Raw genomic sequence first — 13399 nt, 5'->3', positions numbered from 1 at the left:
TGCCTGTCGAGGGGTCAAAAAGGTCGTCGGGCGAAGAGTTGTTGCAGCAGCTTGCCGATTGCACGCAAGGGAGCAGTCATCTTCCATGACGTTGAGGCGAGGAGGGTGTCATGGCGCTGGTTCAATTGGTCGAGTTCGGCCTGCAGTTGCCTGATTTTTCCCTGTTGGGCAGATACGGTTTGCGCCTGCCGGGCTGCATTGTCCGCATGACGCCGGCTTTCGGACTTGAGGTCGCCAATCAAGTGTTCGTTGCAGGCGGTCTGGAAATTCTGCCGTTCCGCAGGATCGGCAAACCTTTCAACCAGTGCCGCCGTTTCGCTTTGTCGTTCGGCCAGTGTCATATTCTTCCGGTGAACTGCGGAAGGCTTGATGCATTGAACGGTGGGCCTTGTTGCGAAGGTGAAATCAGAGCGCACAAGGAACTTCCGCCACATGAAGAGGTCCGTCCAGAAATCGGGCGGGGCCGGGCTCCAGCCGACGTCGAGGGACTGGTAGGCCTTAAGAGAATAGCCGACGGTGGACGGGCCGAAGAAGTTCCATCGTGTCTCCACCATCCTGCGGCGTGTATCGGCATCCGCCAGATCGCCGAAGTGAACCTTGAAATTGCCGTCGGGCAGTATTTCAGCCTGTAGAAGATTGCCGAAGTCACAGGTTTGCATCAGGCGCTCGAGTTCGGACAGATGTTCGGGAAACCAGAGATCGTCGTCGCCGATCTGGGCCACATATTTGCCGGTTGCTTGCCTTAGAGTCGTGTCCCGATGGGCTTCGCCGTGCCTCTCGCCCTTGGGGAACGAAAAAACATGGATCCTGTCGTCACTCCTTGCCAGCTTCTCCGCTTCCTGCACGGTCTCTTCGGGCGCGCCGTCGCAAACGATGAACAGTTCGAAATCTTGCAGGGACTGGCCCAGAACGCTAGCGACGGCGAAAGGCAGAAGCTCGGGGGGTCTGTTGACCGGCAGCAGGATGGTGAAGCGCGGGCGTGTCACGGCAGTCCTGCAAGCGCTCTGAGCTCGGCAATGCGCCTGACGATCAATGCACCTTCTGCAGCTGAAGACTTTGGAGCAGGTCCTCCTTCCAGATGCGCGACGAATGCTTCGAGTTCGGCCAGAAGAGGCATTTTCGTGCCAACCTCGACTTGCTGCGGCTTCCGGCTGGCATCCCTCGGGGCAAGGAGAATGCGGTCGTCATAGGATGCGGCCAGTTGTGCCACCGCCTTGCTGCCGATCACGACGACGGAACGTGTAGGAGATGGATGGAGGGAAGAGATCTCCATGGTAACGGTGGGCGGTTCCCCATCATTTTGAAGGCGGGCAATCAGATCCTCGCCGCCGAGTCCGGGGATCTGTGTCATCGACGAGTGAGCCGCCGGCAGAGATCCCAGAATTTCGAGCGCAATTGAAAGGTCATGCGGAAGCAGGATCCAGAGGCTGTCGACATCCCTGTGCGGATTGCCCCAACCGAGGCGATACGTTCGCATGGCTTCGATCTGACCCAGCTCGCCGGATTTTGCCAGCTCGGCAAGTTTCAGAATGCCGGGGTGATAGCGCCACTTGTCCATGACGAAGAGACGCTCTTGCAGCGTATCGGCAAGCCGTTGCGCTGCCTGCGCATCATTGGTGACCGGTTTCTCGCAGAAGATCGGCCGGTTCCGCGATGCAAGTGCGTCGATACAGGCAGCGTGATGCACTGTCGGCGGCGCAACGACATATCCCGCGCAGTCGGGAAGGCCGGCAGCGCTTTCACACACAGAAGCGGCCCCGGCCTCGAGAGCTGCTTGCCGGCTGTCCGAACCGGGCACGGCCACGTGTACCGGAACGCCCAGACTGTGCAGGTCGCGAAAGATGAGCTTTCCCCATCGGCCGAAGCCGACCAGACCGACATCAGTCATGGCTGTGTCCAATTGCCAGTGAAGGGAGATTGCTGGTTTCCAAAAAATCAGGCATTGGCGTCCGAATAGAATTTATCAAGCATCTGCGCATAGTTGCCTGCTGTTCTGTCTCGATTGGAAAGAACGGGGGCCTTCGTCGGCCAAGGCAGGTTCAGTTCCGGGCAATCGAATTTGCAGCCCAGTTCGTCCGTCGGGTTGAAGTAGGTGGAAACGGAATAAAGATGTGTCGCGGCTTCAGGATAATAGAACCCATGGCACACACCCGGCGGGATGGAGACAGCGCGTCTCTGCGCTGCTGTAAGATCGAGAAATTGCGATGTTCCAGATGTGGGGCTGTCGCGGCGGATATCATGCAGACCAAGCAACATCCTGCCGGCCAGGACCATCAGATAATCGTAGTGATCCTTGTGCACATGAACGCCGCGCAGCGTGTCCTCTTTCGAGGTGACGATGTTCCACTGGATCGACCTGAAGCCCGTGAGCCATGTTTCCCGATAGATTTCGGTAAAACTGCCGCGGTCATCGATGTGCGAAACAAAGTCATGGACAATCACGCCTTCAATTGACGTTTCTTCGGTTTGCATCGAATTGCCTGACCCCAACAGCCGTTTTCCCCGCGCGAAGTTCGCATCCCATCCGAACCCTGCGCCAGACTAACAGGTTTCCCGAGGATGTGGAGACCGGGTGCCGGAGACTGCGCAGGAAATCCTGCACCGAGAATAGGGCCGCTGCGGCCCAGGCGAAAAAGTTGAAGCCCTGATCTTTGCAGCTTTGCTCTTTGCACTCCTGCGGGGGCGCGTTTGAGAGAGGGGGTAAGTTTCCTAAGCCCCTCAGAAGCTGATCCTGGCGCCCAGGCGAACCGATGCGGACAATGTATCGGCGCTGTCGTAGCCACCTTCTATGCCTGCGAGAAATCTGGTGCCATCGTTGACCTGCCACACGGCATCGGCTGCCGCAAAACCGCGAAGCACAGCATCATCACTATCGACGGACAGGTTCAACGCGGCTCCTTGCAAGGTGCCGTCAACACTGTCGGTCAAGGTGAAGGAGCCGTCGATACCCGCATTTGCACTGAGATAGAGCGTTCCGCCGTTCTGGAGGATGGGAGCATGGTCATAGGTTGCCTGCGCACGCAGTTCCAGAACGTGCAGCGAGCGGCCGGAGACCGAAAGGCCGGTGACGCCTTCATCGGCATTGCCGGTTTGCCAGAGACCCGAGTAGCGCACCCGAGCGCTGGGCGTCAGCGTTCCCTCACTCAGGGCGAAGGCATGGCCGAGACGGGCAGAAGGCGTCACGTAGACATAGTCGTAGTCGATGGACAGGTCCTGAAGGCCACCGACAACCATGTTGTTGAGGACGGTGACGTCTTCACCGCTCTTCAGATAGCCGCCGAGCAGGCCAAATTGAGCGAAGGTCGCCTGCCAGGAACGGCCGAGATAGCCACCGGCGTGAATGCTGTAGCTTGAGGCCGAGTGAATGTCGCCGTCGCTGGTTGTTCTGCCGATGGTGAAACCACCCGCAAGACCGGCGGCAAGCCCTTCAGCGAATGTCTTCTCGACCCCGGCGGTGAGGCCGCCGAAGGCGTGATCGAAACCATCGCTTCCCTGGCGGGATAGAACACCGCCAAGTGGCGTGACCCATAGCGACGTGGAATTTTCGAAATCCGGAGCCGGGCCGTTGGTTGCGACGAAGGACGTACTGCCCAGTCGACTGAGGTCCATCTGCTGTTCAACGCTGCCGGTGACGGCGCGCGTCATGGTGTTGAAGGTCTGGGCGACCGTGTCCAACCGGAAGTCCTCCGGATTGAGGATGGTGATCGTGTTGCCGTTGGTCGCAGAGACCAGGCCAGCGATGGTCAGGGTGGCGGGAAGGCCGCTGAAGGTCAGGATCGCCGTTCGACCCGCGGCATAGTTCAGGGTCGTGCTTGTCGGGTCGGTGAAGGTGAGCACACCCTGAAGAATGGTGCCCTCGTTCAGGGCAACCGTTGTATTCGACCCGTCGACATAGATCGAGGATCCGTTGGTGCTGTAGATCTTGCCGGAATTGGTGATCGTGACATTGTCGCCAACAACGGCAATGCCGTGCCCGACATTGTCATGATCTCCGGAAATCGTGCCGGTGTTGCGAAGCGTGCCGCTGTTGGAAATGGTGACGTCATCGCCGTTGGACTCGAGCGGGTTGGCGTCTTCGCCAGAAACGGTGATCGTGCCCGAGTTGGTGATCGCGGCGCGGTCACCATCATTGTCGATGCCGTCGGCCAGCCTGCCGGACATGGTCATAACACCGGTGTTGATCAGGGTGACATCGTCGCCGTCGCTGTCGAAGCCGTCTGCGTCCTCACCGGACGTCGTGATTGTTCCAGTGTTGGTGATCTTCGCTTCGTCTTCATCTGTGTCGATGGCATAGGCGTCGTCGCCTGTCGTGGTGATCGTACCCGAGTTGAAGACAGTCGGACGGTCGCCTTCCGCGTTGATGCCGTAGGCAGCTTCGCCAGTGGTGGAGATCGTGCCGGAGTTGGTGATGTCGGTGTCCGCCCCCAGCGACAAGATGGCGTCGGATTCCTCGCCAGAAGTGGTGATGTTTCCCGAATTCGTGACCTTGAAGTCGGCCCCGTCTCCGGCAATGCCGAAGGCACGGCTGCCTGTCGTGGTTATGGACCCGTTGTTGTGAACGACAGCATCGTCTTCATTGGAGCCTATGCCGGCAAAATTTGGTGTGCCAGTGGTTGTCTTGGTGACGATAATGGTGCCGTTGTTGGTTGCTGTCTGGTCGTCGTTGTCCAGAACCAGGCCATCCTGATCAGTCACGTCGATTGTGCCGCCGCTTTCGACCGTTCCGGTATCGCCGACACCCGTAAGCGTCTGCGTCGTTGTGACCGTGGTTCCGGACGCAACGGTAATGTCGCCCGCAAAGCCCGGGCCCGGTCCGATCAGAACCAGGGTACAACCGCAAAGCAGAATTTGCTTGAGTGTGCCGCCATGCGAATAGGTGTATTTCTTCGGGTTCGACAACGGCCTATCGCTACACAAGTTAACGTCTCACCTGGCTATTGTTGTTTTATTTCTGGGAAGACGCTACAGCCCGTCTGCCGAAATCTTAACGATTGAGACGTTTATGTGTCATCGGTAGAAATAGCAATTGGTTTGTTCGCTTCGGACGAATAACCATGCCGTGTATTATTTCAAATCTAAACTTTAAGACTTGTTGGCCGGGTCTTCTTTTTTGGCAAAGGAGACGAGCTCACCCATGAAGTCCGAAATGGTGGGGCCGGTGCCGGCCACGAACGGTGCAGGCCTGCAGACGGCGATGGCGGCAATGCCAATGCGTGCTGTGAGCAGTCCATTTACCACGCCTTCGCCCAGGCGGGCCGATAGCCGTGCCGCCAGTCCGTGACCCAGCACTTGCGAGGCAAGGCTGTCACCGGCGGCCATGCCACCTGTCACGGCCAGATGCGCCATGACGTGTCTGGCAAGACGCAGGAAGCCAAGCGTACCGGGCCGGCCGCCATAGAGGGCAGACAAGCGCCGGATCGTCCTGAGGTTCTCGAACAGGACGGCCAGCAGATCGACCAGTGCCCGGGGGCTGACAGCCGTTACGATGGAAACACGTTTTGCGCTGTTCATCACGATGCGACGGGCTTCCAGATCGAGCGGGCCAAGCAGGTCGCGTTCGGCCAGTTTGACCAGGTCCCGTCCGTCGATGACTTCGCGCATATGCCCGGCGAGCGCCTTGCGGCCCAGGGCGGTTTCGGGCCGGTCCTTGTAGAGCGCCAGCAGTTCCTTTAGGCCCGCCGATGCCGCCTTTGCGTCGTCGGCCGTAGCGGCACTCTGCAGCCGGTCCCGCAGATGGTCGATGCGTCCAAGGCGCATGAGGCTTGCGATTTCGCGAACGACCAGCCCGAGCAGGCCGAGCACCGCCAGCGCGGCCAGCGCGACGCCCAGCCAGCCCAACCAGTCGGTCCGGGCAAAAAGGTCCCTTATGAGACTGTCGATCGCCAGGCCGACGGCAAGCGAGACGAGGCCGGACAGACCAATCGTCAGCCACTTGCCATACCGAAATCCGGACCGGGGCGTGCTGGCCGCACGGGGGAGGCGAGGCTCTTCATCCTCGACATACGCCTGAGTGATCAGCGCTTCGCCGACGCCGGGGGACCGGGTGTCGTCATCAGTCATCCGCACCTTGGCATCGTCGAGACGGAAGGCCGCCGGTTTGCGATTGGAAGGGGGCTGAGAACCGGTCATGCCAGGCGATCTCCGATCAGGAATTCAAGGGCGCGGTCAAGCCGGATATGCGGCAGGGACAATGTCAGGCCGTCGGCGGTCTTGTCGAGTTCCGGTGGCCGGAACCTCAGGAACTGAAGATCTGCCTGAGCGGTTTGAAAGCTTGCTCGAAGCGCTTCAGAAACTGATTCAGCTTGTCCAAAAAGTGATTCAGGGTCGTCCGGCAAGTCCCCGGGAAACATGGCGATTTCGGTTTTGCCATCATATGTGTCGCCGTTCAGCCGTTCCCCCGGTAACGGCGTTCCAAGTATGGCGGGAAGAGCTTCGCCGCGATGCTTGACCGTTGCCTCACGCGTTGCGCGGACGGCAGCCATGGCGAGAACCTCGACCTCAGCCCCCTTGAAGGTCGCGCGTTCCTCTGCCCGGGCAACCAGTCTCTTCAGGATCAACTCCAGCCGGTCGTGATCCGACCTGTGCAGGTGGTCGGCCTTGGTTGCCGCAAACAGGATGCGGTCGATCCGGCGCGACAGGATCGAGGACAGCCAGCTGCGTTTGCCGGGACGGAATGCGCCCAGCACTTCGGTCAGGGCGGTTTCCAGATCTGCGATCGCATGGGCTCCCGCGTTCAAGGCATGCAACACATCGACCAGAACGATCTGGCGGTCGAGACGGGCAAAATGATTTCGGAAGAACGGGCGTACCACATGGGTCTTGTAGGCTTCATACCGCCGCTCCATCATGGCGCGCAGGGTACCGGTGCGGGCCGGGCTCGCGTCTGCGGGAATGTCCAGCGGCGCAAAGGTCAGGGCAGGAGAGCCCTCCAGATCGCCCGGCATCAGGAACCGTCCGGGAGGCAGCATCGACAGGGCATGGGCGTCCGCACGGCAAGCCGCCAGATAGGTTTTGAAGCTTGCGGACAGCTCTTGCGCCGCCGGTTCGCTTTCCTCCGCATTGGGATCTGTTGCCGCGAGGATCTGCAAAAACGGCTCGGCGATCTCCGCCCGGTTTTCCGCGCGGGCGCGTTGCATCGCTTCGGCGGAAAAGGCGGCGTAGTCCTTGCCGAGCAGAGGCAGGTCCAGCAACCATTCACCGGGATAGTCGATCAGATCTAGATGCAGACGTCCCGGTCCGAGCTTGCGGTGAAAGTAGGAGGCGCTTTCATAGTCGATGGTCAGGCGCAGTTCCGAAACCTGACGTGTGGATTCCGGCCAGATCCGCTCGCTGACGAGAGCACGGACATGTGCCTCGTAGTCGAAGCGCGGCACAGCGTCGTCCGGTTGCGGCTGAAGCCGCGCGCCTGTCATCCTGTGCCCGGAGACGGCGCTGAACAGCGGCAGGCGGCCACCGTGAACGAGATTATGCACAAGCGCGGTCAGAAAGACGGTCTTGCCCGCCCGCGCCAGACCGGTCACGCCCAGCCGGACGCTCGGCACCGCCAGATCGGTCGCTGCATCGGCAAGGTTGGCCAGCGTCAGCCGGGTTTCTTCTGCAAGTGTCGTCAATGGGTTCACAAGGGCCTCCAGCGCGTTCATGTAGGCGCTGGCGGGGTCAAGCGCAATCTGGCTTTAGGTCGGGACGATGCTTTAGTCGGGGTCTTCCTTCAGATCCCGCGGCTTGATGAACCGCTCCAGATGACCGGTTTTGGGCTGCAGTTCAGACCAATCGGCGATGTCGAAGTCGATCACGGCAAGCGCGCCGGTAGGAAACTTTTCCTGGATGTCGGCAAGCGCACCGGCAGCGGTGGTGCCGCTCAGGCTCAGCGCAGTGTCCTCGCTGGCCGGGTTGTGGCCGATTACCATGAGGTTCTGCGCGCGGCCACCGTAGCGGCGGATCAGTCCGACATAATCGTCTTCGCTTTGCTGGTAGAGGTCGGAGACCAGATGAATCTGGGCTTCCTGGGTGAGGGTAGGCAGAAGGCGGGCCAGGGTTTCCCGTGTGCGCTGAGCAGTGGAGCACAGGATCTGGTTCGGCTGCAGGCCCTGGTCCTTCATATAGCGGGCCATCTTGACGGAAGCGGTCTTGCCACGGCTGTTCAGAGGCCGGTCAATGTCGGCCAGATCCGGATCGCCCCAGTCTGATTTTGCGTGTCTGAACAAAAGGAGCCGCATTGTTTTTCCTGGTTCCTTGGATACGGGAGACATGCCAGCGGTGCGTTAGCCGGATTGCCGGTCAGTTCTGGTTTGCCAGTGCCATTGTGAAAGCGGTTATGGCCGGTCCGATCTCCACCTCCTGCGTCGGCAGGGTGTAGGAGAGCCACAATGTATAGTCTGACTCGGCTCCAGAGAAGTACCACAGCGTTTCGCAAAGGTTCGTCGGAGTCCAGTTGCGGGTCCGGAACGAGATGCCGGATGCCGCGGCGCCCGTCAGCTTGATCGGTTCGAATCCTGCCGCCTTGTAACTGCGGGAAAAGGTCAGCGCTTCGCGGCGGCCGGTACCCTGCAGATGCTTGCGCAGGACCGCCGTGATGCCATCGCGTCCGGTGTAGATGCATCCTGCCTGACTGACGGCGTCGCCCTCCATCACCTTGATGCGATAGTAATTGCCGATCATGTCGGGGCAGCGCAGGCCGGTGAAATGTCGCAATCCGTCGACATCGCTTTGCCAGCCTGCATCCTTTTCGGGAGGCACTTGAGCATCAGCAGGCCCGCCTGCGGCGCTCGTCAGCGCAAGCATCGCGATCACCAGACATGCAGCAGCCTGTTTCGCCAAGTCAGTCTCCTCGTCACCCGAACCGGAACGTCGCGTTGTTGCCGGACCGGCACTGAACGAACGGCATGTTCGATCAGGATTTACATCCGCTTGCCCGGAGCCTTCAGGATCGTTCCCGACGTGCCATGAATGCAAGGCGTTCGAACAGGTGCACGTCCTGTTCGTTCTTCAGCAGCGCGCCGTGCAACGGTGGTATCAGTTTGGAGCTATCTTGTTGACGAAGGGTTTCAGGATCGATGTCTTCGTTCAAAAGCAGCTTGATCCAGTCGATCAGCTCAGAGGTTGACGGTTTCTTCTTCAGTCCCGGAACGTCGCGTACGTCGTAGAAGAGGCGCAGGGCCTCCGACAGGAGCCGTTGCTTGATACCCGGGAAATGCACCTCGACGATTTCCGTCATGGTGTCGGCATCGGGGAACTTGATGAAATGGAAGAAACACCGGCGCAGGAAGGCGTCGGGCAGGTCCTTTTCATTGTTGGACGTGATGATCACGATCGGACGCTGCTTTGCGCGCACGGTTTCGCCAGTCTCGTAGACGTGGAACTCCATGCGGTCGAGTTCCAGCAGAAGGTCGTTCGGAAATTCGATGTCGGCCTTGTCGACCTCATCGATCAGCAGAACCGGCCTCTGCGCAGAGTCGAACGCTTCCCAGAGTTTGCCCTTGCGGATGTAGTTGTTGATGTCCTTCACGCGTTCGTCGCCGAGCTGACTGTCGCGCAGGCGCGAGACGGCATCATATTCATAAAGACCCTGCTGTGCCTTGGTCGTGGATTTGACGTGCCACTCGATCAGCGGGGCTTTCAGGGCTGCCGCAACCTGTTCGGCCAGCACCGTCTTGCCGGTGCCGGGTTCACCCTTGATCAGCAACGGCCGCTCCAGGGCGACGGCGGCGTTGACCGCGACCCTGAGATCTTCCGTGGCGATATAGCTTTCAGTTCCTTCGAAGCGCATTTGGCCGTCCGTTTTTCCTCAATCGGCCGCAAGGTGGCAGGCCGCGCGCGGCTGTGCAAGCCCGTAAAAGGCAGGAGAGCCGGCGTACGGCAATTTTGGACATCCGTGCCTGTCCAGAGCGGAAGTTTTTGCCTGCCAGGTCGCGACCTGCCGGGTTCCTTTTTCCGCTTCTGCAAAAGCAAAATTTTCTAAGTCTCTGAAATAAAGGGGAAATGTTGGTTTTTGACAAACTGGCACGACCCTTGCGGAGGAAGGCCGATTAATGGGCGTAAGCCCGCGTCGCAGTGCCCGATCTATCAAGAGGACCGCAAATGGGTATTTATGGGGCTATCAACTCGGCTGTCTCCGGACTGGCTGCGCAGGCTACGGCTCTGGAAAATATTTCCGGTAACGTCGCGAACTCGCAGACGACCGGTTACAAACGGCTCGACACGACCTTTTCCGATCTGGTTTCCGGAGGCGGGGCGAAGCAGGCCCAGCAGGTTTCCGGTACGACCTTCGCCACGTCTCGCGCCACCAACACAGTGCAGGGCGACATCACGTCGGTCGACGTGGACACCTATATGGCGATCAACGGCTCTGGCTATTTCGTCGTGACCAAGGCGTCCGATGTGGTCGACGGCTCGACCACCTTTGCTGATGAGACCTACTACACCCGCGCCGGCGATTTCGAGCGCGACAAGGAAGGTTATCTGATCAACAGCTCCGGCTATTATCTGCAGGGCTTCCCGCTGGATCCGGATACGGGCAACGCGATCGGCGACAATCCGGGCGTGATCCGGATCGAGAATCAGCCGCTGGCAGCATCCGCAACCACGACAGTGGACTATCAGGCCAACCTGCCGCGCGTTCCTGCCACCAACGACTATGACGGCACGGATGAAGACACGGCGCTTCTGAACGCCTCCGTCGGCGCCGGTAACGTTGCTGTCGCGAACGAGACCGACTTCCTGAACAGCTCCATCTCCGGCGGGTCGATCACGATCTATAACCAGAACGGTACGGCGATGAACGTCGAGGTCCGTTACGCCAAGACCGCAAATGATGACGGTGCCTTGGTGAGTGACACCTGGAGCATGTATATCGGGACTGGCGGTGACGCTACCAACGCGTGGTACGACGTGGGCGACGTCCAGTTCGACGACACAGGTGAGATGACCACCCTGACTGCCGGTGCAATGACCGGTGCAGCAGTGAATGGTACGGGCGACGGCTTCACCATTGCGTCGCTGGACATCGGCGGAACCACGGCTACGAACGTGGAATTCTCCTTTGCCGACGGCTCGCTGACCCAGTATTCGGATCCGGACGGCTCGGCCAGTTCCGTTGCACTGGAACAGGACGGCTTCCCGGCCGGTGAACTGACCGGTGTGGCTGTTGATGCCTCCGGCCGTGTCATCGCCAGCTATTCCAACAACCAGCAGCGTCCCGTTTACCAGATCCCGCTCGCGACCTTCCAGGCCGAGCAGGACCTGCAGCGCGTCGATGGTGCCGCCTTTGCGGCAACCGCCGGATCGGGCGACGCGGATCTTTCCGGTGGCGGGCAGATCCTCGCCAAGAAGCTGGAACTCTCCAACGCCGATATTGCGGACGAGTTTTCCAAGCTGATCATCACCCAACAGGCCTATTCGGCAAACTCGAGAATCGTCACCTCTGCGGACGAAATGCTCGACGATGCCCTGAATATGGTCCGGTAACACCGCCTTGGCCGGCGGGGTCTTGACCCGCCGGCCAGCCTGGCCTGGTCGCGTATAACGAAGGAGAAGCCGCCATGGGTCTTACGAGCGCCCTGAATACTGCGGTTTTCGGAATCACCTACAATCAGCGTCAGCTGGACGTCACCGCGTCCAATATTGCTAACGCGGATACGGCCGGCTATTCGAAGAAAACAATTTCGGCGAACGTCTTTTTCGATGGCAACGGCAACGTCGCCGGAATGAACGCGACAGAAGTGCGCCGGATTGTCAACGAACAGATCCAATCCGACTATTTCAACTCTCTCGCCGACACCAGCTATTCCCGCCAGATCGCGGATTTTACTGACCGGCTGGATGATATTTTCGGAACCATCGATGACAAAAGCTCCCTGTCGTCACTTGCAGGCAATCTTTCTGCCGCACTTGCCGGCCTGGTGAACGATCCGGGCAATTATGCCATTCAGAAGGATGTGGTCTCGGCTGCGGAGGCTTTCGCCCGGGAAATCAGCTCCTCCTATGAGCAGATTGCGGGCCTGCGCCAGGAAGCGGACAACGCACTGGCCGGGCAAACGGATACGGTGAACAACCTTCTCTCGAGCATCGAGGATATCGACGAAGCCATTCAGGACGCGACCCAGTCCGGCGTATCGACCGCTGACATGGAAGACGAACGCGACCGGCTCATCGAGCAGCTGTCCGGCTATCTCGATATCGACGTTGCCAAGAACGCCAACAATTCGATCACCATCAGAACCGCCAACGGCAACCAGCTTTATGCCGACGGCCAGGCATCGACCCTGACCTTCGATGCAACGCACCTGCTGCAGCCCGGACAGGCCGGAAACGCGGTGATGGTGAGGACGCCGGGTGGAACGCAGTTTGACCTCTTGGCATCGTCCAAATCCGGTTCGATACTGGCTACTGCGGAACTTCGCGACGATATCCTGGTCGAGGCGCAGACCCAGCTGGACACGATCGCCGCCGAAGTCTCGCTTGCCTTTTCCAATGTGACCGTAGACAGCACCGCTGCGACAGTCGGCCTGGACAGCGGTTTCGATCTTGATGTGTCCGCGCTACAGCCGGGCAACACCATCACGCTGGATTACACCGACAGCAGCGGCAATCCGCAGACTGTCACCCTGGTTGCGGTGGACGATCCCGCGCTGTTGCCGCTGGACGACTCAGCCACTGCAAATCCGGGCGATACCGTCTTCGGTATCGATATTTCGAGCGGTGTTCCGGCAACCTACATCACCAACATCACCGCCGCACTTGCCGGTACCGGACTGCTGGTCAGCAATGACGGTTCGGACAACCTTCGTGTTCTGGGCGACAACACAGCGCCGACCAGCGTTGAAAGCCTGAGTGCAAATGTCACCGTGACGGCCAATTCCGACCAGGGACTGGGCCTTGCGATCTTCGTTGATCAGAGGGCTGGAACGGACCTCTTTACCGATGCGCTTGAAGATGGCGGTCAGCGGCTCGGCTATGCCGCCGGTATCCGGGTGAATCCCGATCTTCTGGCCGACAGCGCGCTTCTGGTGAACTACCAGACCACGCCGACACCGAATACGAGCAACGATCCGGCCCGGGCGCAGTTCCTGTCGAATGCACTCAGCACCGGCACGAAACACTACGACCCGGGATCAGGCATCGGCAGTGCGTCGACCCCGTTCCAGGGCACTCTGGTGGATTATGTCAACCAGACTGTGGCGTTTCAGGGCAACCAGGCAGAAGACGCAGCCACTTATGCGGATTCCAAGGAGGCGCTGACCATGAATCTCGCCATACGGTACGAGCAGAGCTACTCGGTGGATCTCGACACCGAGCTGGCCTTCATGGTTCAGCTCGAAAACGCCTATGCGGCCAATGCCCGCGTCATGCAGACCATCAAGGATCTCTTCGAAGAGCTCCTGAACATCGTTTAAGGTTGGGT

General features: G+C 59.7%; 11 protein-coding genes. 2 read left to right on the top strand and 9 right to left on the bottom strand.

Features of this window, described 5'->3' with window-relative positions:
• Positions 1-14 precede the first annotated feature (14 nt).
• The 9 genes from ACYQ54_RS04170 to ACYQ54_RS04130 form a co-directional block, all read right to left on the bottom strand.
• Positions 15-986 carry a glycosyltransferase family 2 protein gene (locus tag ACYQ54_RS04170; protein WP_460079620.1) on the bottom strand — a complete coding sequence of 324 codons (972 nt, stop codon included), beginning with the start codon at positions 984-986 and terminating at the stop codon, positions 15-17.
• Positions 983-1888 carry a Gfo/Idh/MocA family protein gene (locus ACYQ54_RS04165; protein ID WP_460079619.1) on the bottom strand — a complete coding sequence of 302 codons (906 nt, stop codon included), beginning with the start codon at positions 1886-1888 and terminating at the stop codon, positions 983-985. Before ACYQ54_RS04165 ends, ACYQ54_RS04170 begins: the two co-directional genes overlap by 4 nt.
• A gap of 47 nt (positions 1889-1935) precedes the next feature.
• Positions 1936-2472, bottom strand: coding sequence for a dTDP-4-dehydrorhamnose 3,5-epimerase family protein (locus ACYQ54_RS04160; RefSeq protein WP_460079617.1), 537 nt, complete (start codon positions 2470-2472; stop codon positions 1936-1938).
• A gap of 246 nt (positions 2473-2718) precedes the next feature.
• A complete protein-coding gene (locus tag ACYQ54_RS04155) occupies positions 2719-4917 on the bottom strand; it encodes an autotransporter outer membrane beta-barrel domain-containing protein (protein WP_460079615.1) in 2199 nt (732 codons plus the stop codon).
• A gap of 165 nt (positions 4918-5082) precedes the next feature.
• On the bottom strand, positions 5083-6129 hold the full coding sequence (locus ACYQ54_RS04150; RefSeq protein ID WP_460079614.1) for a YcjF family protein: 1047 nt from the start codon (positions 6127-6129) through the stop codon (positions 5083-5085).
• Entirely contained in the window at positions 6126-7640 is a 1515-nt protein-coding gene (locus tag ACYQ54_RS04145; RefSeq protein ID WP_460079612.1) for a YcjX family GTP-binding protein, read from the bottom strand. The genes ACYQ54_RS04150 and ACYQ54_RS04145 overlap by 4 nt, the downstream gene beginning before the upstream one ends.
• 51 nt (positions 7641-7691) lie before the next feature.
• Positions 7692-8216 carry a SixA phosphatase family protein gene (locus tag ACYQ54_RS04140; protein WP_460079611.1) on the bottom strand — a complete coding sequence of 175 codons (525 nt, stop codon included), beginning with the start codon at positions 8214-8216 and terminating at the stop codon, positions 7692-7694.
• Between the two features lie 61 nt (positions 8217-8277).
• The gene (locus ACYQ54_RS04135; protein ID WP_460079609.1) at positions 8278-8817 is read right to left on the bottom strand and encodes a hypothetical protein; all 540 of its coding nucleotides are present in this window, start codon (positions 8815-8817) and stop codon (positions 8278-8280) included.
• A gap of 103 nt (positions 8818-8920) precedes the next feature.
• Complete coding sequence (locus tag ACYQ54_RS04130) at positions 8921-9766, bottom strand: AAA family ATPase (protein WP_330559919.1); 846 nt, start codon at positions 9764-9766, stop codon at positions 8921-8923.
• A gap of 311 nt (positions 9767-10077) precedes the next feature.
• Between ACYQ54_RS04130 and ACYQ54_RS04125 the strand changes: the two genes are divergently transcribed.
• Positions 10078-11463 carry a flagellar hook protein FlgE gene (locus tag ACYQ54_RS04125; RefSeq protein ID WP_460079608.1) on the top strand — a complete coding sequence of 462 codons (1386 nt, stop codon included), beginning with the start codon at positions 10078-10080 and terminating at the stop codon, positions 11461-11463.
• Positions 11464-11537: 74 nt separating this feature from the next.
• Complete coding sequence (gene flgK / locus ACYQ54_RS04120; RefSeq protein WP_460079606.1) at positions 11538-13391, top strand: flagellar hook-associated protein FlgK; 1854 nt, start codon at positions 11538-11540, stop codon at positions 13389-13391.
• The last annotated feature ends 8 nt before the right edge of the window (positions 13392-13399 follow it).

It is taken from the genome of Roseibium sp. LAB1 (assembly GCF_054658235.1).
This window is presented reverse-complemented; position numbering and strand designations above follow the sequence as displayed.

What these genes read in the sequence shown, in the direction of transcription:
- ACYQ54_RS04165 (WP_460079619.1), bottom strand. Translation starts at nt 1,888, where the DNA reads ATGACTGATGTCGGTCTGGTCGGCTTCGGCCGATGGGGAAAGCTCATC.
- ACYQ54_RS04160 (WP_460079617.1), bottom strand. Translation starts at nt 2,472, where the DNA reads ATGCAAACCGAAGAAACGTCAATTGAAGGCGTGATTGTCCATGACTTT.
- ACYQ54_RS04150 (WP_460079614.1), bottom strand. Translation starts at nt 6,129, where the DNA reads ATGACCGGTTCTCAGCCCCCTTCCAATCGCAAACCGGCGGCCTTCCGT.
- ACYQ54_RS04145 (WP_460079612.1), bottom strand. Translation starts at nt 7,640, where the DNA reads ATGAACGCGCTGGAGGCCCTTGTGAACCCATTGACGACACTTGCAGAA.
- ACYQ54_RS04140 (WP_460079611.1), bottom strand. Translation starts at nt 8,216, where the DNA reads ATGCGGCTCCTTTTGTTCAGACACGCAAAATCAGACTGGGGCGATCCG.
- ACYQ54_RS04130 (WP_330559919.1), bottom strand. Translation starts at nt 9,766, where the DNA reads ATGCGCTTCGAAGGAACTGAAAGCTATATCGCCACGGAAGATCTCAGG.
- ACYQ54_RS04125 (WP_460079608.1), top strand. Translation starts at nt 10,078, where the DNA reads ATGGGTATTTATGGGGCTATCAACTCGGCTGTCTCCGGACTGGCTGCG.
- flgK (WP_460079606.1), top strand. Translation starts at nt 11,538, where the DNA reads ATGGGTCTTACGAGCGCCCTGAATACTGCGGTTTTCGGAATCACCTAC.